Below are 18,815 nucleotides of genomic sequence, written 5' to 3' on the forward strand. Positions count from 1 at the left end.
GAATCCCCCCTGTAGGAGCTGCCGAAGGCTGCGATCTTTTGATCTTGATCTTCTTAAAAAGCAAGATCAAAAGATCGCAGCCTTCGGCAGCTCCTACAAAGGGTGGTCTCACCGAATTGAAGAGAAAGACCATGAGCAGCCTCAACATCACCCCGTTAAGCTCGGCCCTCGGCGCGCAGATCAGCGGCCTCGATATCAGCCAGCCGCTGAGCCTGGAACACCGCGATGCCATCGAGCAGGCGCTGCTCAACTATCAGGTGCTGTTCTTTCGCAACCAGCCGATCGAGCCGGCGCAGCAGGCACGTTTCGCGCATTATTTCGGCGACCTGCACATTCACCCGATCTACCCGAACGTGCCGGAACAACCGGAAGTTCTGATCCTCGACACCGCAGTCACCGACGTACGTGACAACGCGATCTGGCACACCGACGTGACCTTCCTGCCGACGCCAGCGATGGGCGCCGTGCTCAGCGCCAAGTTGTTGCCGGAGTTCGGTGGCGACACGTTGTGGGCCAGCGGGATTGCGGCGTATGAAGCGTTGTCGGCGCCAATGAAAAACCTGCTGGAAGGCCTGACCGCGACCCACGATTTCACCCGCTCGTTTCCGCTGGAGCGCTACGGCAACACGCCCGAGGCGCTGGCGCAGTGGGAAGAAGCGCGGCGCAAGAATCCACCGCTGTCGCACCCGGTGATACGTACGCATCCGGTCAGTGGGCGACGGTCGTTGTTCGTCAATGAAGGATTTACCTCGAAGATCAACGAGCTGTCGGAAACCGAGAGCGAGGCCATCCTGAAGTTTCTGTTCGCCCATGCAACGCGGCCGGAGTTCACCATTCGCTGGCGCTGGCAGAAGGACGACATCGCCTTCTGGGATAACCGCGTGACCCAGCATTACGCAGTGGACGACTACCGCCCGGCGCGGCGGGTGATGCAGCGGGCGACGGTGTTGGGGGATGTGCCGTTCTTTCGCTGAGCCTGATCGTTCCCACGCTCTGCGTGGGAACGATCAGTCTTCGGAAGGCTTACTCCGCCGTCGAAGGCTTCTCCCAAAGATTGATCCCGCCCTCCTGGGCAAACCGGTCAATCTCCGCCAGCTCTTCGGCACTGAAACTCAGATTCTTCAACGCGCCAACGTTCTCGATAATCTGCTCCGGCCGGCTCGCGCCGATCAATGCCGAAGTCACCCGCGGATCACGCAGCGTCCACGCCAGTGCCAATTGCGCCAGGCTCTGCCCGCGACGCTGGGCAATCTCGTTCAACGCTCGCACGTGAGCGATGTTGGCCTCGGACAAGTGCGAAGCCTGCAACGAACCGCCGCCCGGGCGATTGACTCGCGCATCGGCCGGCACGCCGTTGAGGTATTTGTCGGTGAGCAAGCCCTGCGCCAGCGGCGTAAAGGCAATCACGCCCGTGCCGAGTTCATCGGTGGTATCGAGCAGATCCTTCTCTACCCAGCGATTGAGCAGGTTATACGCCGGTTGATGAATCAGCAGCGGCACTTTCCACTCTTTCAGCAGCGCGGCCATTTCGCGCGTTTTCACCCCTGAGTAGGACGAGATACCGATGTACAAAGCCTTGCCCTGTTGCACTGCAGTGGCGAGAGCGCTGGCGGTTTCTTCCAGCGGGGTGTCCGGGTCGAAGCGGTGCGAATAGAAGATATCCACGTAATCCAGACCCAAGCGTTGCAGGCTCTGGTCGAGACTGGCCAGCACGTATTTGCGCGACCCACCGCCCTGGCCATAAGGGCCGGGCCACATGTCCCAGCCAGCCTTGCTGGAGATGATCAGCTCGTCGCGATACTGCTTGAAGTCCTCGCGCAGCAGGCGGCCGAAATTGATTTCGGCGCTGCCGTACGGCGGGCCGTAGTTGTTGGTGAGGTCGAAATGGTTGATGCCCAGATCGAACGCGGTGCGCAGCAACGCGCGCTGTGTATCGATCGGCGTGCTGTCGCCAAAGTTGTGCCAAAGGCCCAGCGACAGCGCTGGCAGCACCAGACCGCTGCGGCCAACGCGGCGGTAGGGGATGGAGTCGTAGCGGTTTTCGGCAGCGGTGTAAGTCATCGAATGCTCTCTTGTCAGTTTCAGGTATCGACGGCGTTGCGAGGAGCCCAGCATACGCCGACGAGTGCGCTGAAAAATAAAGACTCGATCAATAGCTGAAACGTTTCACAAAACTGCCGAAAGGGACGCGCGTTCGCTTTGAGCGCCGAGCCTTGAAAAGACCCGGCGCTCAGCCGCCGATCAACGCACCAGATGCAGGAACTGCATGTGCCGTTCGTACTGGTCGAGGATGTCGTTGATGATCTGCTCTTTGGTGTAGCCGACCAGATCGTAGTCCTGACTGCCCTCGCTCAAATGCACTTCGGCGCGGTAGTAGCGGCGGTTGTTGAGTTGTTTCGAACCCATGCCTCCGCGCGCGAACGATGGCGTGAAGTAGCCGCGCATCTGCACTTGATAGATGAATGGATGTTGCTCGCCATGACCGATTTCCAGGCTGACGTTGTCATGCGCCGGATCCGGCTGGGTGACCACGTGCAGACCTTTTTCGACGAACACGGCGGTCACTTCCTCGATCGCCGGGCGCACCGTGCTTTCCATGAAGCGATACACCTCGTCGCGCGACGGGAAGTGCACGGCCTGACTCAGGCGCTGGCGCCAGCCGCCAGTGCCGCGCCGTGAACCGGACACCGGCGCCAGCGAATGCAGCTGCGCGATCTGCTTCTGCGATTCCAGATAGAACGCCTTGTGCAGGCCCCACATCATCAGCAGCAGAATCAACGAGAACGGCAACGACGTGAGGACAACCGCTGACTTGAGTGCATCGATGCTGCCGGAGAACAGCAGCGCACTGGTGATCAGTGCAGTCATCGCGCCCCAGAACACCCGCAGCCATTTCGGCCCGTCTTCATCCGGGTTACCGCCCTTGGCCGACAGGGTCGAGAGCACGACGGTGCCGGAGTCCGCCGAGGTGACGAAGAACACGAAGCTGATGAACACCGTCACGGCGATGACGGTTTTGCTCCACGGATAGGTTTCCAGCAACAGATAAATGCTCATCGACGGATTGTCGATGGCCGACATGCCCAGTGCGCTCATGCCGTGATTGAGGACTTGATCGAGGGCGCTGTTACCGAAAATCGACATCCACGCCAGGGTGAAGCCGAGCGGAATCAACAGCACGCCGAAGACGAATTCACGAATGGTGCGACCACGGGAAATCCGTGCGATGAACAGGCCCACGAACGGCGACCATGCAATCCACCAGGCCCAGTAGAACACTGTCCAGCCACCCAGCCAGTCGCTCGGCTTGTCATAGGCGTAGAGGTCGAAACTCTTCATCGGCAGGGCGCCGAGGTAGTCGCCAACGTTCTGGATCAGCGTATTGAGCAGGTGCTGCGTGGGTCCGGCAAACAACACGAACAGCAGCAACCCGCAGGCCAGCAGCATGTTGATATCGGACATCACCCGCACGCCTTTATCGACGCCGGAGACGGCAACGATGATCGCCGCGCCCATCATCAGGGTGATCAGGCCGACCTGAATCCACTGGGTATGAGCGATACCGAATAGATAGTCGAGACCGGAATTGAGGTGCAGCACGCCGAAGCCCATGTCGGCACCGAGGCCGAACACCGTGGCGATGATGCCGAAGCCATCGACCGCGTAGCCGATCGGGCCGTTGATGCGTTTGCCGATCAGCGGATACAGCGCCGAGCGTAGCGCCAGCGGCAGGTTGTGACGGTAAGCGAAATAGGCGAGCGCCATGCCGACGAAGGCGAACACGCCCCAGCCATGCAGACCCCAGTGCAGAAACAGAATCTGCATCGCTTGCCGCGCGGCATCAGCCGTGCCGGCCTCGCCCTGCGGCGGCTGCAGCATGTGCGTCAGCGGTTCGGAGACGCAGAAGAAGAACAGCGTGATGCTGATCCCGGCGGCGAACAGCATGCCGGCCCAGGACAGGTAACTGAATTCGGGCTCGTCGTGGTCGGCACCGAGTTTTATCTTGCCGTAGCCGGATAAGGCGGTGACCACCACGAAGACCAGATACAGGGTCATCGCGAGCATGTAGTACCAGCCGACCGTATTGGCCGCCCAGTTTTGCGCTTCCAGCAACCAGGCGCCGGCCTGCTCGGGGATGGCGATGACGACAAGACCAAACAGCAAAATGACCGTCGCGGCGAAGTAGAACACCGGCGGATTCATGCGCACCAGACCGCTGGCGGGGGGAGACGATGCACTCATGAAACGTGCACCTCGAGGGGTTGAAACGTGGCTGAAATGATCGGACTCAGCAAAGGCAAGCCTCCTGTTGTGAGCGGGCAGCGAACCACCGGTTTAACTTGAATGAACGTTCAAGTTAAACATGAATGCGGTGGTAAGGACTAATCGCAGGGCTGGGCGGTAGGTTTCCTACAGCGCCCAAGGAGGGATATGACGCGGGTCTGAGGGGATTTGTTCAACAGCAAAATGCCTGATGCCCGAACCTGTAGGAGCTGCCGAAGGCTCGGGCCGCGTTCGGACGATCTTTTGATCTTGATGTTTAAAAGCAAAGATCAAAAGATTGCAGCCTCGTTTCACTCGTCAGCTCCTACAGGTCGCATGTTTGCAGGCTATTTTTGCGTCCCGTCATCATGCTGCAGATTCGCCTGGGTCAGATTCGCCCCCGCCGGCACGCTGCGCGTCAGCCACACGTTGCCGCCAATGGTCGATCCCTTGCCGATGGTGATCCGCCCCAGAATCGTCGCTCCGGCATAAATCACCACATCGTCTTCGACGATCGGGTGGCGCGGATGGCCCTTCTGCAATTGCCCGTCCTCATCGGCCGGGAACCGCTTGGCGCCCAACGTGACGGCCTGATAAATGCGCACGCGCTCGCCAATGATCGCGGTTTCGCCAATTACTACGCCGGTGCCGTGATCGATAAAAAAACTGCGGCCGATCTGCGCGCCAGGGTGGATATCGATGCCCGTCGCCGAGTGGGCGATCTCCGCGCTTATCCGCGCCAGCAAAGGCAAACCGGCACGGTATAAATGGTGCGCCAAGCGGTGGTGAATCACCGCAAGAATGCCCGGATAGCACAGCAGCACCTCATCAACACTGCGCGCCGCCGGGTCGCCGTGGTAAGCCGCCAGCACATCGGTATCGAGCAGTGTGCGCAACCCCGGCAAGGCCAAGGCAAAATCCTGCACGATCCGAATGGCCCGAGCCTCGACTTCACTGTCATCCTGCGCGCTGTGTCGAGCGACGTAACGCAGCTCCAGGCGCGTCTGTGCCAACAAAGCATTCAGCGCAACATCGAGCGTGTGCCCGACGTAGAAATCTTCACTTTCTTCACGTAGATCAACTGGCCCCAAACGCATCGGGAACAGCGCGCCGCACAACGCCTCAAGGATTTGCGCCATCGCCGCCCGGGACGGCAATTCGCGGCCACCCTGCTCTCCTGAAGCCCGACCATTCTGTGCACGCCACTGATCCCGTGCGCTACGCAGTTGGCTGACGACGGTCTGCAATTGCCAATGGCTGGAACGCTCGCTCACGGTAAAGACTCCTCACGGGCGGCCGGACTGTCTGGCCGCGTCAACGGCGCCTACTTTACGGCATGCCCTGGCCGACGAATTAAGAACCGATAGTGCTGGCCTCAGTCCATTTGGCTATAAGCGATTGGCGGTTGCCCGGGTAAAAACGCGTGCCTATAGTCCTCTCATTCTTTTGCGCCAGTACAGACTCATGATCAAACAACAGCTGCAACGCTTTACCCGTCTCGACCTGCTGAGCCATCCCACGCCACTGGAAAAACTCGAACGCTTGTCCGCCTGGCTCGGCCGCGAGGTGTACATCAAGCGCGATGACCTGACGCCGCTGGCCATGGGCGGCAACAAGCTGCGCAAACTCGAATACCTTGCCGCTGATGCGCTCGCGCAGGGCGCCGACACGTTGATTACCGCCGGTGCGCTGCAATCGAACCACGTTCGTCAGACCGCTGCGCTGGCCGCCAGGCTCGGTCTCGGTTGTGTGGCGCTGCTGGAAAACCCGCTGGGCACGGACGACGGCAATTACACCGGTAACGGCAACCGGCTGCTGCTCGATCTGTTCGATACCAGGGTCGAGATGGTCGACAACCTCGACAATGCCGACGAACAACTGGCCGCCCTCGCCGCGCGTTTGCGCAGCAACGGCAAGAAGCCGTATCTGGTGCCGATTGGCGGCTCCAATGCGCTCGGTGCTTTGGGTTATGTGCGCGCCGGGCTGGAGTTGGCTGAGCAGATCAAGGACAGTGGCCTCGATTTCGCCGCAGTCGTGCTGGCGTCTGGCAGTGCCGGGACTCACAGTGGTCTGGCGCTGGCGCTGAGTGAGGCGCTGCCGCAACTGCCTGTGATTGGCGTCACGGTTTCGCGCAGTGAAGAAGATCAGCGGCCGAAGGTGCAGGGTTTGGCCGAGCGCACGGCAGAGCTGCTTGGCGTCGAGGTGCCGGGCAACTTCAAGGTCGAGCTGTGGGATGAATATTTCGGCCCGCGTTATGGCGAACCGAATGCCGGCACACTGGCGGCGGTGAAACTGTTGGCGGGTCAGGAAGGTCTCTTGCTTGACCCGGTCTACACCGGCAAGGCGATGGCCGGTCTGCTCGACGGCATTGGCCGGCAGCGCTTCGATAACGGCCCGATCATCTTCCTGCACACCGGTGGCGCGCCGGCGTTGTTTGCTTACAAGGATTTCCTGTAACTGATCGTTCCCACGCTCCGCGTGGGAATGCAGCCCGGGACGCTCTGCATCCCTTCCAGAGCTGGAACGTGGCGTGCCTTGAAGCATTCCCACGCCGATCGGGGGAACGATCCTTATGCAAGAAAGGAATAACAGTTTTGATATTGAGTATTTTCAAGTCTATAAACGACATCATATAGTCTCGCCGCAGGCGAATTTCGGGCGAGACGCATAAGCTGCTTTAAGGCAGGATAGCGCTGTCGTTCAAATCACCCATTTGCCTACATTTCCTTAAGCGTCTTCCATAAGAAAACACAGGGGCTTGTCATGAATTTTTCCGCACTACGTCGCACTCTGCTGGTCGGTTCGCTGGGTCTGGCCCTGAGCGCCGGCCTGATCGGTCAGGCAGTGGCCGGCGAGCAGCTGCAACAGATCAAGGACAAAGGCGTTCTCAACGTCGGCCTGGAAGGCACTTATCCACCGTTCAGTTTCGTTGACGAGAACGGCAAGCTGTCCGGTTTCGAAGTCGAGCTGTCCGAAGCGCTGGCGCAAAAACTCGGGGTCAAGACCAAGATCCAGCCAACCAAATGGGACGGCATCCTCGCCGCGCTGGAGTCCAAGCGTCTGGACTTGGTGGTCAACCAGGTCACCATCTCCGACGAGCGCAAGAAGAAGTATGACTTCTCCGAACCGTACACCGTCTCCGGCATTCAGGCTCTCGTGCTGAAAAGCAAAGAGTCGGCCCTGAACATCAAGACCGCCGCCGACCTGTCCGGCAAGAAGGTCGGTGTAGGCCTGGGCACCAACTACGAACAATGGGTTCGCGCCAACGTGCCGGGTGCAGACGTGCGTACATACGACGATGATCCGACCAAGTTCGCCGACCTCAACAACGGCCGTATCGACGCCATCCTTATCGATCGTCTGGCCGCACTTGAGTACGCCAAGAAAGCGCCAAAAACTGTCGCTGCCGGTGAAGCTTTCTCCCGTCAGGAGTCCGGCATCGCCCTGCGCAAAGGCGAGCCTGAATTGCTGGCTGCGGTGAACAAGGCACTCGACGAACTGCGTGCTGACGGTACCCTTGAAAAACTGTCGAAGAAATACTTCAACGCAGACGTCACTAAATAATGGAAGCTGGTTTTCAATTCGGATTCGGACTGGACTTCCCACAGTTGAGCCAGCAGATCGCCGAAACCACAGCCCTGCTCGTGAACTCCGCGCCCTTTCTGCTAAAGGGCGCGTATTTCACAGTCGTTCTCAGCCTCGGCGGTATGTTTTTCGGATTGGCGCTGGGCTTCGCTCTGGCGCTGATGCGCCTGTCGCGGTTCAAGCTGCTGAGTTGGCTAGCTCGCGTTTATGTGTCGTTCTTTCGCGGCACGCCGCTGCTGGTGCAACTGTTCGTCATTTATTACGGCTTGCCGCAACTGGGCATGGAGCTTGATCCCTTGCCGGCAGCGCTGATCGGCTTTTCGCTGAACATGGCCGCCTACGCCTGTGAAATCCTGCGAGCTGCGATCGGTTCGATCGAACGCGGTCAATGGGAAGCCGCTGCGAGTATCGGCATGACCCGCGCGCAGACCCTGCGCCGGGCCATCCTGCCGCAAGCGATGCGCACGGCGTTGCCGCCGCTGGGCAACAGCTTTATTTCGCTGGTCAAGGACACGGCGCTGGCCGCGACCATTCAGGTGCCGGAGCTGTTCCGTCAGGCTCAGCTGATCACCGCCCGGACTTTCGAAGTCTTCACCATGTATCTTGCCGCCGCACTGATCTACTGGATTCTGGCCACGGTGCTTTCGCACTTCCAGAACAAGTTGGAAGAGCGTGTCAATCGGCATGACCAGGAGTCCTGATCCGATGATTGTCGTGGAAAAACTGACCAAGCAATTCAAGGGTCAGGTCGTGCTCAATGGCATCGACCTTGAGGTAAAGGAGGGCGAAGTCGTCGCGATCATCGGCCCCAGTGGCTCGGGAAAAACGACGTTCCTGCGCTGCCTGAATTTCCTTGAAGAACCCACCAGCGGCCGGATCAAGGTCGGCGATATCGAAATCGATACCCGCCGCCCGCTGAACCAGCAGCAGGGTCTGGTGCGCAACTTGCGCCAACACGTCGGCTTCGTGTTCCAGAACTTCAATCTGTTCCCCCATCGCACCGCCCTGGAAAACGTCATAGAAGGCCCGATCGTGGTCAAGAAGATGCCTCGCGATCAAGCGATTGCCCTGGGCAAAAAGCTGCTGACCAAAGTCGGCCTGGCGGGCAAGGAAGACGCTTATCCGCGTCGTCTCTCCGGTGGGCAGCAACAGCGCGTGGCGATTGCCCGGGCGCTGGCGATGGAGCCGGAAGTGATTCTGTTCGACGAGCCGACCTCGGCACTCGACCCGGAACTGGTCGGCGAAGTGCTGGCGACCATTCGCGGTCTTGCCGAAGAAAATCGCACCATGGTGATTGTCACTCACGAGATGGGCTTTGCCCGTGACGTGGCCAATCGCGTGGTGTTTTTCGACAAGGGCGTCATTGTCGAGCAAGGTGAAGCAAAAGCACTTTTTGCCAATCCGAAAGAAGAACGCACTCAACAGTTTCTTAGCAAGTTTCTCAACCACGCCTGAGAACTACCGGTGCAATCCTGGCCAACTTCCACGGATGGAAGTTACGCCTTTCTCCTATTACTCGAATCGTTTGAACATTTGTTACTCAGTGCGCGGATATACATTGCGCAATGGTTCCACTCATCCATGAACGCTCACACATCCACACACGCTTGCCCAAGTTCAAACCCTTAAAAAATGCGGCCGAATCGGCGTTTTCCTGTAGCCCTCTTTACTACTGCGCCTAGGCTTAATACCTCAGTGACGTAGGAACTTTCTGATTAACCTGTAATTCACAGATTAACTAATCCCTTCTATTGACACCCCTCTCCGCAGACTTTTATCTAGTCGGCAACCGGCGCTACTTAGTTCAAACAATCCGCACTAATGCTGAGTAAATACTGGTCCTTTTATTGCCAGTTGATTCGCGCCTTTTGTTTTCCAGAAACGGATTTCGCTGCGAGACTTCAAGGAGAGAAACCGATGACCCGCATTTCGCACACCCCCGAACTTGCAGCGCCAACGCTGGTATGCGCACAAAAAACCGGCATCAACCTGGCGACAGCGGCCCACCTGCTGATCGATGTGTCGCCCTATCCCGACATGGACGTTGGCGACCTGATCGAACTGTTCTGGAACAAATGTTATGTCGCGTCAAAAGTCCTGAGCGCGGCCGATGTGGGCGACTCGGTCAGCCTGCGCGTACCGGAGAGTTTCATCACTAACGGCACCGCGCGCATTCACTACCGGGTGATGCAGGTCGGCCAGGGCCCGGCGTTGTCGGCCGCGACCCGGGTGCAGGTCAAACTCGATTGCCCGGGTGGTCAGCCCACAGCGCAATGCGAAGACGAAAACCAGCGACTGGCGCCCGTGGTCATCCCCGAAGCGATCCGCCGTCAGGGCGTGAACCCCAGCCAGATCAAACGCGGCGTACCGCTGACCATCGAGCCTTATCTGAACATGGCCGAAGACGACGCCATCACGTTGCGCTGGGGCGATACACGCATGGACCTGGCGCCGATTACGGCCGCCGATGTCGGGCTGCCGATTCAGGTCTGGGTGCCACCGGCGGTGATTGTCGAAGCAGGCGAAGACCTGCGGCTGGATGTGACGTACTGCATCCTCGATCGGGTCGGCAACAATTCACGCTGGGCGCCGCCGCGTACGTTGAAAATCGGTTGTGTGAATTCATATGTGAAAGTCCCATTGAAGCCCGAATTCAAGGCCGCCGAAACGCGCGCCAAATGAGTTCCGGTCGGGGTGAGAGGCACGTCCTCTCACTTGCACACGATGACCAGCCCGAACATCCCGCCTTCTATACATATTCCTAAAAGTTAGTTTATTTAATTTTTATACGCGCTTAGGGTATATGCACCGGACCACCGGACATTCTTTCATTCGTCGCGCTTCGCGACGTTTTTCTTGAAATGTGAGGTAGGTATGGTCCGGAACACAATCACCCCAGTGCAGATCGCCAGGGCATTGCGTGCAGCCAGGGAGCGGCACTGATGTCCAGTCTTGCAGATGCAAACGTGCAGTCCGATCTGGATATCGCCCCACTGTTGTTGCCCGCGCAAGTACTGCGCAACGACGCGCAAGCCATCAAGGCCGCCCATGAGCTGGCGCAAGCGGCCCGCATGCAGGCGGCCAAACGCGACCGCCAGCGAAAACTGCCGTGGTCGGAAATCGAACAATTCACCCGCAGCGGACTCGGTAGCATTGCCATCCCGCGTGAATACGGAGGCCCGCAGGTTTCCTTCGTCACGCTGGCCGAAGTCTTCGCGATCATTTCCGCCGCCGACCCGGCGCTCGGGCAGATTCCACAGAACCAGTTCGGCATCATCAATCTGGTGCTCGGCAGCGCCACCGAAGCACAGAAAAAGCAGTTGTTCCAGAGTGTTCTGGAAGGCTGGCGCATCGGTAATGCCGGCCCGGAACGCGGCACAAAAAACACGTTGGAACTCAAAGCGCGAATCACCGCCGATGGCGACGGTTACCTGATCAACGGCCAGAAGTTCTACTCCACCGGCGCGCTGTTTGCACACTGGGTCGCGGTGAAAGCGCTCAATGATGAGGGCAAGCAGGTACTGGCTTTTGTTCGTCGCGGCACCCCCGGTTTGCGCATCGTCGATGACTGGTCGGGCTTCGGCCAGCGCACCACCGCCAGCGGCACGATCCTGCTGAACAACGTGCGCGTCGAGTCGAGCCTGGTCATCGACAACTGGAAGATCAACGAGAAGCCGAATACCCAAGGCGCAGTGTCGCAGCTGATTCAAGCGGCGATCGACGCCGGCATCGCCCGTGGCGCCATTGACGACGCCATCGAATTCGTCAAAACCCGCGCGCGACCATGGATCGATGCCAAGGTCGAGCGCGCCAGCGATGACCTCTACGTGATCGCCGATATCGGCAAACTGAAAATCGAACTGCACGCCGCCGAAGCGCTGCTGCGCAAGGCCGGCAAAGTCCTCGATCAGGTCCACGCCGCGCCGCTGACCGCCGAATCCGCCGCACGCGCTTCGATCGCCGTGGCTGAGGCGAAAGTGCTGACCACCGAGATCTCGCTGCTGGCCAGCGAGAAGCTCTTCGAACTGGCCGGCAGCCGCGCGACCCTCGCCGAATTCAATCTCGACCGTCATTGGCGCAACGCCCGCGTGCACACCCTGCACGACCCGGTGCGCTGGAAGTATCACGCGGTCGGCGCCTATCGCCTGAACGGCACCTTGCCGGCTCGCCATTCCTGGATCTGAGACGACCAGACATCTGGAGGAAAAACATGACGCTTTCCCATCACGTCGCGGTCATCACCAGCGATGAGCAAGCCCTGATTGTTGCCAGCGACCTGGCCGAAGACTTCAAACGCGACAGCGCGATCCGCGACCGCGAACGCCGCCTGCCCTTGGCGGAACTGGAAGTGTTTTCCCGCTCTGGCCTGTGGGGTATCAGCGTGCCAAAAAAATACGGCGGCGCGGACGTATCCAACGTCACCCTGGCCAAGGTCATTGCTCTGATTGCGCAGGCCGACGGCTCGCTGGGGCAGATTCCGCAGAACCATTTCTACGCACTGCAAGTACTGCGCGTGAATGGCAGCGATGAACAGAAACAGCGTTTGTACGCCGAGGCCCTCGCCGGCCAACGCTTCGGCAATGCACTGGCGGAGCTGGGTACCAAAACCGCTCACGACCGCGTCACCCGTCTCACCCGCGACGGCGCTGGTTATCGCATCAACGGTCGCAAGTTCTACTCGACCGGAGCGATTTACGCGCAGCGCATTCCGACGTCGGTGGTCGATGAAAACGGCGTACAGCAACTCGCGTTCGTCCCCCGCAACAGCAAAGGTCTGACCGTGATCGACGACTGGAGCGGCTTTGGCCAGCGCACCACCGGCAGCGGTTCGGTGGTGTTCGAAGACGTCTATGTCGGGGCTGAAGACGTGCTGCCGTTTCAAAGTGCTTTCGAACGGCCGACCACGGTCGGCCCGCTGGCACAAATTCTTCACGCCGCTATCGACACCGGGATCGCCCGCGCCGCTTACGAAGACGCTCTGCATTTCGTGCGCAGCAAAACCCGTCCGTGGATCGATTCCGGCAATGACAAGGCCACCGAAGATCCGCTGACGCTGAAAAGCTTCGGCCACCTGAGTATCCGCCTCCACGCCACCGAAGCCCTGCTTGAACGCGCCGGCGAAATTCTCGACGCCGCACAGGCTGACACCACTGCCGAAACTGTTGCAGCGGCCTCGATCGCGGTCGCCGAAGCACGCGCGATCAGCACGGAAACCTCTCTGGCGGCGGGCAGCACTTTGTTCGAACTGGCCGGCAGCCAGGCCACCCTCGCCGAACACGGCCTCGACCGCCACTGGCGCAACGCTCGCGTGCACACGTTGCACGACCCGGTGCGCTGGAAGTATCACGCGGTGGGCAATTACTACCTCAACGATGAAAACCCTCCGCTGCGAGGGACGATCTGATGGGCGCTGCGAAAAAGAAGATCCTGCTCAACGCGTTCAACATGAACTGCATCGGCCACATCAACCACGGTTTATGGACGCATCCGCGCGACACCTCGACGCGCTACAACACCATCGAATATTGGACGGAACTGGCGCAATTGCTGGAGCGCGGGCTGTTCGATGGCTTGTTCATCGCCGACATCGTCGGCGTCTACGATGTTTATCAGGACTCGGTGGACGTCACGCTGAAAGAGTCGATCCAGTTGCCGGTCAACGACCCGTTGCTGCTGGTGTCGGCAATGGCTGCAGTGACCAAAAACCTCGGCTTCGGCCTCACCGCCAATCTCACTTACGAGCCGCCGTACCTGTTTGCCCGACGCATGTCGACGCTTGATCATCTGAGCCGTGGCCGGGTCGGCTGGAACATTGTCACCGGTTACCTGGACAGCGCCGCCAAGGCCATGGGTCTGCGTGAACAGGTCGAACATGACCGCCGCTACGACCAGGCCGAAGAATATCTGCAGGTGCTGTACAAGCTCTGGGAAGGCAGCTGGGAGGACGGCGCGGTGCTCAACGACCGCGAGAAGCGCATCTACGCCAATCCGGAGAAAGTCCACAAGGTCGAGCACAAGGGCGAGTTCTATCAGGTCGAGGGCTATCACCTCTGCGAGCCTTCACCGCAGCGTACGCCGGTGTTGTTTCAGGCCGGCACTTCCGATCGTGGATTGCTGTTTGCCGGGCGTCACGCCGAGTGCGTATTCATCAGCGGCCAGAACAAACCGTCGACCAAGGTGCAGGTCGACAAGGTCCGTGCCAGCGCCGTTGAAGCGGGGCGCAATCCTCAAGACATCAAGGTGTTCATGGGCCTCAATGTGATCGTCGGCACCACTGAAGCAGCGGCGTGGGCCAAGCATGCCGAGTACCTCAGCTACGCCAGCGCCGAAGCCGGCGTGGCGCATTTTTCCGCGTCCACCGGTATCGACTTTGCCCAGTACGAAATCGACGAACCGATCCAGTACGTGAAGAGCAACGCCATTCAATCGGCGACGAAAACCCTGCAGAACAACGACTGGACCCGGCGCAAATTGCTCGACCAGCACGCCCTCGGTGGCCGCTACATCACCGTGGTCGGCTCGCCCGAGCAAGTGGCGGATGAACTGGAATCGTGGATCGCCGAAACCGGGCTGGATGGCTTCAACCTGACCCGCATCATCACGCCGCAAAGCTATGTCGATTTCATCGAACTGGTGATTCCAGAGCTGCAGCGGCGCGGTTCGTACAAAACCGCGTATGACCGCGGGACCTTGCGCGAGAAGTTGTTTCACGGTGAGGCGCAGTTACCCGAGCAACACACCGGCTCCGCGTTTCGTCGCTAAAAGCTTCGCGAGCAAGCCTGCTCCCACAGGGCTATGCATTCCAAAATGTGGGAGCGGGCCTGCTCGCGAAGAGGCCCGACCAGACACCCAAAATTTATGCACTGACTGGAAAAACCACCATGACCAGAAAAATCCTGTCCCACCCAGTCAAAGCACTGGCCCTGGCCTTCGGCCTGTTCAGCTCGGCGGTGTTTGCTGGCGATGCGCCGCTGAAAATCGGCACCACCGCAGCGTTTGCGATTCCGCTGGAAGCCGCCGTCGAAGAAGCCTCCAGGCAAGGCCTGAAAGTCGAACTTGTGGAATTCACCGACTGGATCGCGCCCAACGTCAGCCTCGCCGCTGGCGACATCGACGTGAATTATTTCCAGCACATCCCGTTCCTGGAGAACGCCAAAGCCGCGTCAGGTTTTGATCTGGTGCCGTTCGCCCCGGGAATCATCAACAACGTCGGCCTGTATTCCAAGAAGTACAAAAGCTTCGATGAGCTGCCCGAAGGCGCCAGCGTTGCCATCGCCAACGACCCGATCAACAGCGGTCGCGGCCTGCAATTGCTCGCCAAGGCCGGGTTGATCACCCTGAAACCGGGTGTAGGCTACAAGGCCACCGAGGACGACATCGTCGCCAATCCGAAGAACATCAGGATCCTTCAGGTCGAAGCCGTGCAACTGGTGCGCGCTTACGACGACGCCGACCTGGTTCAGGGTTACCCGGCCTATATTCGTCTGGCGAAGACGTTCGATGCCGGCTCGGCGCTGCTGTTCGACGGTCTCGATCACAAGGAATACGTGATCCAGTTCGTCATCCAGCCGAAGAGCAAAACCGACCCGCGCCTGATCGAGTTCGTCGACATCTATCAGCACTCGCCGGCGGTTCGTGCGGCGCTGGACAAGGCCCACGGCAAGCTCTACCAGGCCGGTTGGGAAAGCTGAACATGACTGCCGCCATCCAACGGCGACTGGAGCTTCCAGAGCCACACAACGCTGAAAAAACCGAGCTGCACCCCGAGCTGAATCGCGCCCACGTACGCTTTATCGGCGTGGGCAAAACCTACAACGGCCGGCAAGGCCCGGTCGCAGCGTTGCAGGGCGTCGACCTGGCGATTCAGCGCGGTGAAGTGTTCGGCATCATCGGTCGCAGCGGCGCCGGCAAGTCGTCGTTGATCCGTACGATCAATCGTCTTGAGCAACCGACTTCGGGCCGTGTGCTCATCGATCAGGTCGACATCGGCGGATTCGACGAAGACCGTCTCGTCGCATTGCGTCGGCGCATCGGCATGATCTTCCAGCACTTCAATCTGATGTCGGCCAAGACTGTCTGGCAGAACGTCGAATTACCGCTGAAAGTGGCCGGTGTGCCGAAGGAACAGCGTGAGAACAAGGTTCGCGAACTGCTAGAGCTGGTCGGCCTGCAAAGCAAGCACACAGCCTATCCGGCACAACTCTCCGGTGGGCAAAAACAGCGTGTCGGTATCGCCCGCGCCTTGGTGCATGGCCCGGACATTCTGCTCTGCGATGAAGCGACATCGGCGCTCGACCCGGAAACCACGCAGTCGATCCTCGGCCTGCTGCGCGAGATCAACAAACGCCTGGGTCTGACCATTGTGCTGATCACTCACGAAATGGCGGTGATCCGCGAGATCTGTGACCGCGTCGTCGTGCTTGAGCATGGCCATGTGGTCGAGCAAGGGCCGGTGTGGCAAGTGTTCGGCAATCCGCAACACGCAGTCAGCCAGACCCTGCTCGCGCCGCTGCAACACGCCTTGCCGGAAGAACTGCAAAGCCGTTTGCAGGCGCAATCAACGGTTTCTGATGCCGCTGCTGTATTGCGTTTGCAGTTCACCGGCAGCGCCGCTGATGAACCGGATCTGGCCGCGTTGTTCGCGGCATTGGGTGGCCGAGTGAAGCTGCTTCAGGGCGGTGTGGAACGGATTCAGGGTCATGCGCTGGGGCAGCTGTTGCTGGCCGTCAGCGGCTCGGCTTTGAGCACCGAACAATTGCGTGAACGCGCCGGACAATGGGCGCAACGGGTCGAGGTCTTGGGTTATGTGGTTTGATCGCTTGCTGCAGGGTTTTATCGACACCTTCCTGATGGTTGGCGTGTCGTCGCTGATCGCGCTGCTGGCGGGCATTCCCATGGCGGTGATTCTGGTCACCAGCGACAAGAGCGGGATCTATGAAGCGCCGGTGTTGAACCGGGCCTTGGGCGCCTTCGTCAATCTGTTTCGCTCGATCCCGTTTCTGATTCTGATGGTCGCGCTGATTCCGTTCACTCGTTTGATCGTCGGCACGACCTATGGCGTGTGGGCCGCGGTGGTGCCGCTGACAATCGCGGCAACGCCGTTTTTTGCGCGGATCGCCGAAGTCAGCCTGCGCGAGGTCGATCATGGCCTGATCGAAGCCGCACAGGCGATGGGTTGCCGACGCTGGCATATCGTCTGGCATGTGCTGTTGCCCGAGGCGCTGCCTGGAATCGTCGGGGGCTTCACCATCACTCTGGTGACAATGATCAATTCATCCGCCATGGCCGGTGCAATTGGTGCGGGCGGGCTGGGGGATATCGCTTACCGCTACGGCTATCAGCGCTTCGACAGCCAGATCATGTTGACGGTGATTGTCTTGCTGGTGGCGTTGGTGGCGGTAATTCAGTTGGGTGGCGACAGGCTGGCGCGGGGGCTGAATAAGCGCTAAGGTCGATAGCGGCAGGTGGCCATCAACCAAGCCCATGTGATTGCAGTTTTTTGGGCAATGCCCTTAGCGAAAATCAGATGTTTCCTACGCAAATTTTATCGTTTCGCCAGCCCGAACCACGCGGCTTTGCAGGACGATTCCTAGAATGATTTGCCCGCTTGTACCCGAAATACCCTGTAGCTAATCTCCGGTCGTCACTGTTTTGCGGTGACCGGATTCAGTTGTCCGGATTCGCTGGGCGTGCAGTCAGGCCTGACCTCGGCAGAGGCGTTAGCTGTCCGATGTTGGCTGCATGCAGGGCACTTTCGGGTGCGCGATGACCGGCGGCCGGCGACTGATCCACGTGCAGCCGCCGTCCTGCTCGTTTACTCGCGAAATGGTTGGCTCCCACTTGAAGTCAGGAGTTTACCCATGGAAAAAAATCTTGCCGATCCGCCACTCAGCCTTACCTCCAGCAAGCGGTTCACCGAGGATTTGCTCAAGGACCGCTCTGCACTGTGCCGCGCCGTTGATTCGCATCTGGCCGGCACTCAGGTCACGTTGGCGGGACAGAAACGCGTCTACAGCATCAGCGAAGATGTGACGCTGGAAGACGCGCAGTTGTACGTCGCCGACCTGCTGCGCTGCGCCTCGGTGACCGTCCATCAATGCGGTGACCAGCTTGGGGGCGCGGATCGAGCCATGGTGTTCTCGGTCTGGCATCTGCTGGAGATGGCCAAAGCGATGATGGACCGTTCGATCGATTGCCTGGGAGCCAAGCAGCTCTGAAGTCTGGCACTCATGGCCGCCTGCACTGGCACCAGCGCAGGCGGCGTTTTTTTGCCCGCGAAAAAGCTTATAGTCCGCTCTCTCATCGCCATACAGCATCGACCATGAAACAGACGCCCAGCGACCTCGAACAGATCACCGCCACGACCCTTGGTCATTACAACTCAGTGGCCGAGGATTTCCGTGAGGGCACTCGCGACCACGATGTCAGCCAGAATATCGAGGCTTTGCTGCGCCACATTCAGGCTGATTCGCCGTTGACGATTCTCGATTTCGGCTGCGGCCCCGGGCGGGACCTGCAGACGTTCACGCGCATGGGCCACGTCGCGATCGGCCTCGATGGCTCGCAGGAGTTTGCGCGCATGGCCCGCGAGGACAGCGGCTGCGAAGTCTGGCAGCAGGACTTTCTCAAGCTTGATCTGCCGGCGGAACGCTTTGACGGGATTTTCGCCAATGCCGTGCTGTTTCATGTGCCGTTGCAGGTATTGCCGCACGTGTTGCAGCAATTGCACGGCACCTTGAAACCGGGCGGCGTGTTGTTCAGCTCCAATCCGCGCGGGGACAACCGCGAAGGGTGGAATGGGCCGCGTTATGGCTCGTACCACGATCTCGACGCCTGGCGCGCTTTGCTGACAGCGGCAGGCTTTGTCGAGCTTGAGCACTATTACCGACCCGCCGGGTTGCCGCGCGAGCAGCAGCCGTGGCTGGCGAGCGTGTGGCGTCGAGTTGATTGAAGATCAAAAGATCGCA

The 18,815-nt window shown here is 59.6% G+C and carries 17 protein-coding genes; 14 read left to right on the plus strand and 3 right to left on the minus strand.

Annotation, left to right across the window (positions count from 1 at the left end; translation table 11 throughout):
• Nucleotides 1-131 precede the first annotated feature (131 nt).
• Nucleotides 132-974, plus strand: coding sequence for a taurine dioxygenase (gene tauD / locus CXF97_RS05325; RefSeq protein ID WP_101156886.1), 843 nt, complete (start codon nt 132-134; stop codon nt 972-974).
• 49 nt (nt 975-1,023) lie between these two features.
• Here the strand turns inward: tauD and mgrA are convergent, their stop codons facing one another.
• From mgrA to epsC, 3 genes are all read right to left on the minus strand, one after another.
• Complete coding sequence (mgrA, locus tag CXF97_RS05330) at nt 1,024-2,061, minus strand: L-glyceraldehyde 3-phosphate reductase (protein WP_101156888.1); 1,038 nt, start codon at nt 2,059-2,061, stop codon at nt 1,024-1,026.
• Between the two features lie 180 nt (nt 2,062-2,241).
• Nucleotides 2,242-4,203, minus strand: coding sequence for a choline transporter BetT (gene betT / locus CXF97_RS05335; protein WP_160768576.1), 1,962 nt, complete (start codon nt 4,201-4,203; stop codon nt 2,242-2,244).
• Between the two features lie 407 nt (nt 4,204-4,610).
• On the minus strand, nt 4,611-5,537 hold the full coding sequence (gene epsC / locus CXF97_RS05340) for a serine O-acetyltransferase EpsC (protein ID WP_101156892.1): 927 nt from the start codon (nt 5,535-5,537) through the stop codon (nt 4,611-4,613).
• A 190-nt stretch (nt 5,538-5,727) separates the two neighbouring features.
• Here epsC and CXF97_RS05345 point away from each other — a divergent pair, with 190 nt between their 5' ends.
• From CXF97_RS05345 to CXF97_RS05405, 13 genes are all read left to right on the plus strand, one after another.
• Nucleotides 5,728-6,720 (plus strand): D-cysteine desulfhydrase, encoded by a 993-nt coding sequence (locus CXF97_RS05345; RefSeq protein WP_101156894.1) that lies wholly within the window; start codon nt 5,728-5,730, stop codon nt 6,718-6,720.
• 306 nt (nt 6,721-7,026) lie between these two features.
• A complete protein-coding gene (gene tcyJ / locus CXF97_RS05350) occupies nt 7,027-7,827 on the plus strand; it encodes a cystine ABC transporter substrate-binding protein (protein ID WP_101156896.1) in 801 nt (266 codons plus the stop codon).
• A complete protein-coding gene (gene tcyL, locus CXF97_RS05355) occupies nt 7,827-8,549 on the plus strand; it encodes a cystine ABC transporter permease (RefSeq protein ID WP_256589696.1) in 723 nt (240 codons plus the stop codon). The genes tcyJ and tcyL overlap by 1 nt, the downstream gene beginning before the upstream one ends.
• Nucleotides 8,550-8,553: 4 nt before the next feature.
• Nucleotides 8,554-9,303 carry an L-cystine ABC transporter ATP-binding protein TcyN gene (gene tcyN, locus CXF97_RS05360; protein WP_101156898.1) on the plus strand — a complete coding sequence of 250 codons (750 nt, stop codon included), beginning with the start codon at nt 8,554-8,556 and terminating at the stop codon, nt 9,301-9,303.
• Nucleotides 9,304-9,765: 462 nt separating this feature from the next.
• Nucleotides 9,766-10,530: a hypothetical protein gene (locus tag CXF97_RS05365; RefSeq protein WP_101156900.1), complete on the plus strand. Its 765-nt coding sequence runs from the start codon at nt 9,766-9,768 to the stop codon at nt 10,528-10,530.
• A 260-nt stretch (nt 10,531-10,790) separates the two neighbouring features.
• On the plus strand, nt 10,791-12,032 hold the full coding sequence (locus tag CXF97_RS05370) for an SfnB family sulfur acquisition oxidoreductase (protein ID WP_101156902.1): 1,242 nt from the start codon (nt 10,791-10,793) through the stop codon (nt 12,030-12,032).
• A 26-nt stretch (nt 12,033-12,058) separates the two neighbouring features.
• Complete coding sequence (locus CXF97_RS05375) at nt 12,059-13,252, plus strand: SfnB family sulfur acquisition oxidoreductase (RefSeq protein WP_101156904.1); 1,194 nt, start codon at nt 12,059-12,061, stop codon at nt 13,250-13,252.
• The gene (locus CXF97_RS05380; protein ID WP_101156906.1) at nt 13,252-14,610 is read left to right on the plus strand and encodes an LLM class flavin-dependent oxidoreductase; all 1,359 of its coding nucleotides are present in this window, start codon (nt 13,252-13,254) and stop codon (nt 14,608-14,610) included. Before CXF97_RS05375 ends, CXF97_RS05380 begins: the two co-directional genes overlap by 1 nt.
• Nucleotides 14,611-14,729: 119 nt before the next feature.
• A complete protein-coding gene (locus CXF97_RS05385) occupies nt 14,730-15,539 on the plus strand; it encodes a MetQ/NlpA family ABC transporter substrate-binding protein (protein ID WP_101156908.1) in 810 nt (269 codons plus the stop codon).
• A gap of 2 nt (nt 15,540-15,541) precedes the next feature.
• Entirely contained in the window at nt 15,542-16,663 is a 1,122-nt protein-coding gene (locus CXF97_RS05390; RefSeq protein WP_101156910.1) for a methionine ABC transporter ATP-binding protein, read from the plus strand.
• The gene (locus tag CXF97_RS05395; RefSeq protein WP_101156912.1) at nt 16,653-17,297 is read left to right on the plus strand and encodes a methionine ABC transporter permease; all 645 of its coding nucleotides are present in this window, start codon (nt 16,653-16,655) and stop codon (nt 17,295-17,297) included. The genes CXF97_RS05390 and CXF97_RS05395 overlap by 11 nt, the downstream gene beginning before the upstream one ends.
• Nucleotides 17,298-17,708: 411 nt before the next feature.
• Nucleotides 17,709-18,065, plus strand: coding sequence for a DUF6124 family protein (locus tag CXF97_RS05400; protein WP_042608557.1), 357 nt, complete (start codon nt 17,709-17,711; stop codon nt 18,063-18,065).
• Nucleotides 18,066-18,169: 104 nt separating this feature from the next.
• Nucleotides 18,170-18,799 carry a bifunctional 2-polyprenyl-6-hydroxyphenol methylase/3-demethylubiquinol 3-O-methyltransferase UbiG gene (locus CXF97_RS05405; RefSeq protein WP_101156914.1) on the plus strand — a complete coding sequence of 210 codons (630 nt, stop codon included), beginning with the start codon at nt 18,170-18,172 and terminating at the stop codon, nt 18,797-18,799.
• Nucleotides 18,800-18,815: the final 16 nt, after the last annotated feature.

It is taken from the genome of Pseudomonas sp. Choline-02u-1, from assembly GCF_002836515.1.
Lineage (GTDB): Bacteria > Pseudomonadota > Gammaproteobacteria > Pseudomonadales > Pseudomonadaceae > Aquipseudomonas.

Excerpts from the sequence above, each read along its gene's own strand:
- CXF97_RS05405 (WP_101156914.1), top strand. The coding sequence starts at position 18,170 with ATGAAACAGACGCCCAGCGACCTCGAACAGATCACCGCCACGACCCTT.
- tauD (WP_101156886.1), top strand. The coding sequence starts at position 132 with ATGAGCAGCCTCAACATCACCCCGTTAAGCTCGGCCCTCGGCGCGCAG.
- tcyJ (WP_101156896.1), top strand. The coding sequence starts at position 7,027 with ATGAATTTTTCCGCACTACGTCGCACTCTGCTGGTCGGTTCGCTGGGT.
- mgrA (WP_101156888.1), bottom strand. The coding sequence starts at position 2,061 with ATGACTTACACCGCTGCCGAAAACCGCTACGACTCCATCCCCTACCGC.
- CXF97_RS05345 (WP_101156894.1), top strand. The coding sequence starts at position 5,728 with ATGATCAAACAACAGCTGCAACGCTTTACCCGTCTCGACCTGCTGAGC.
- CXF97_RS05365 (WP_101156900.1), top strand. The coding sequence starts at position 9,766 with ATGACCCGCATTTCGCACACCCCCGAACTTGCAGCGCCAACGCTGGTA.
- CXF97_RS05385 (WP_101156908.1), top strand. The coding sequence starts at position 14,730 with ATGACCAGAAAAATCCTGTCCCACCCAGTCAAAGCACTGGCCCTGGCC.
- CXF97_RS05375 (WP_101156904.1), top strand. The coding sequence starts at position 12,059 with ATGACGCTTTCCCATCACGTCGCGGTCATCACCAGCGATGAGCAAGCC.
- CXF97_RS05390 (WP_101156910.1), top strand. The coding sequence starts at position 15,542 with ATGACTGCCGCCATCCAACGGCGACTGGAGCTTCCAGAGCCACACAAC.
- tcyN (WP_101156898.1), top strand. The coding sequence starts at position 8,554 with ATGATTGTCGTGGAAAAACTGACCAAGCAATTCAAGGGTCAGGTCGTG.
- betT (WP_160768576.1), bottom strand. The coding sequence starts at position 4,203 with ATGAATCCGCCGGTGTTCTACTTCGCCGCGACGGTCATTTTGCTGTTT.
- CXF97_RS05370 (WP_101156902.1), top strand. The coding sequence starts at position 10,791 with ATGTCCAGTCTTGCAGATGCAAACGTGCAGTCCGATCTGGATATCGCC.
- CXF97_RS05400 (WP_042608557.1), top strand. The coding sequence starts at position 17,709 with ATGGAAAAAAATCTTGCCGATCCGCCACTCAGCCTTACCTCCAGCAAG.
- CXF97_RS05380 (WP_101156906.1), top strand. The coding sequence starts at position 13,252 with ATGGGCGCTGCGAAAAAGAAGATCCTGCTCAACGCGTTCAACATGAAC.
- tcyL (WP_256589696.1), top strand. The coding sequence starts at position 7,827 with ATGGAAGCTGGTTTTCAATTCGGATTCGGACTGGACTTCCCACAGTTG.
- CXF97_RS05395 (WP_101156912.1), top strand. The coding sequence starts at position 16,653 with ATGTGGTTTGATCGCTTGCTGCAGGGTTTTATCGACACCTTCCTGATG.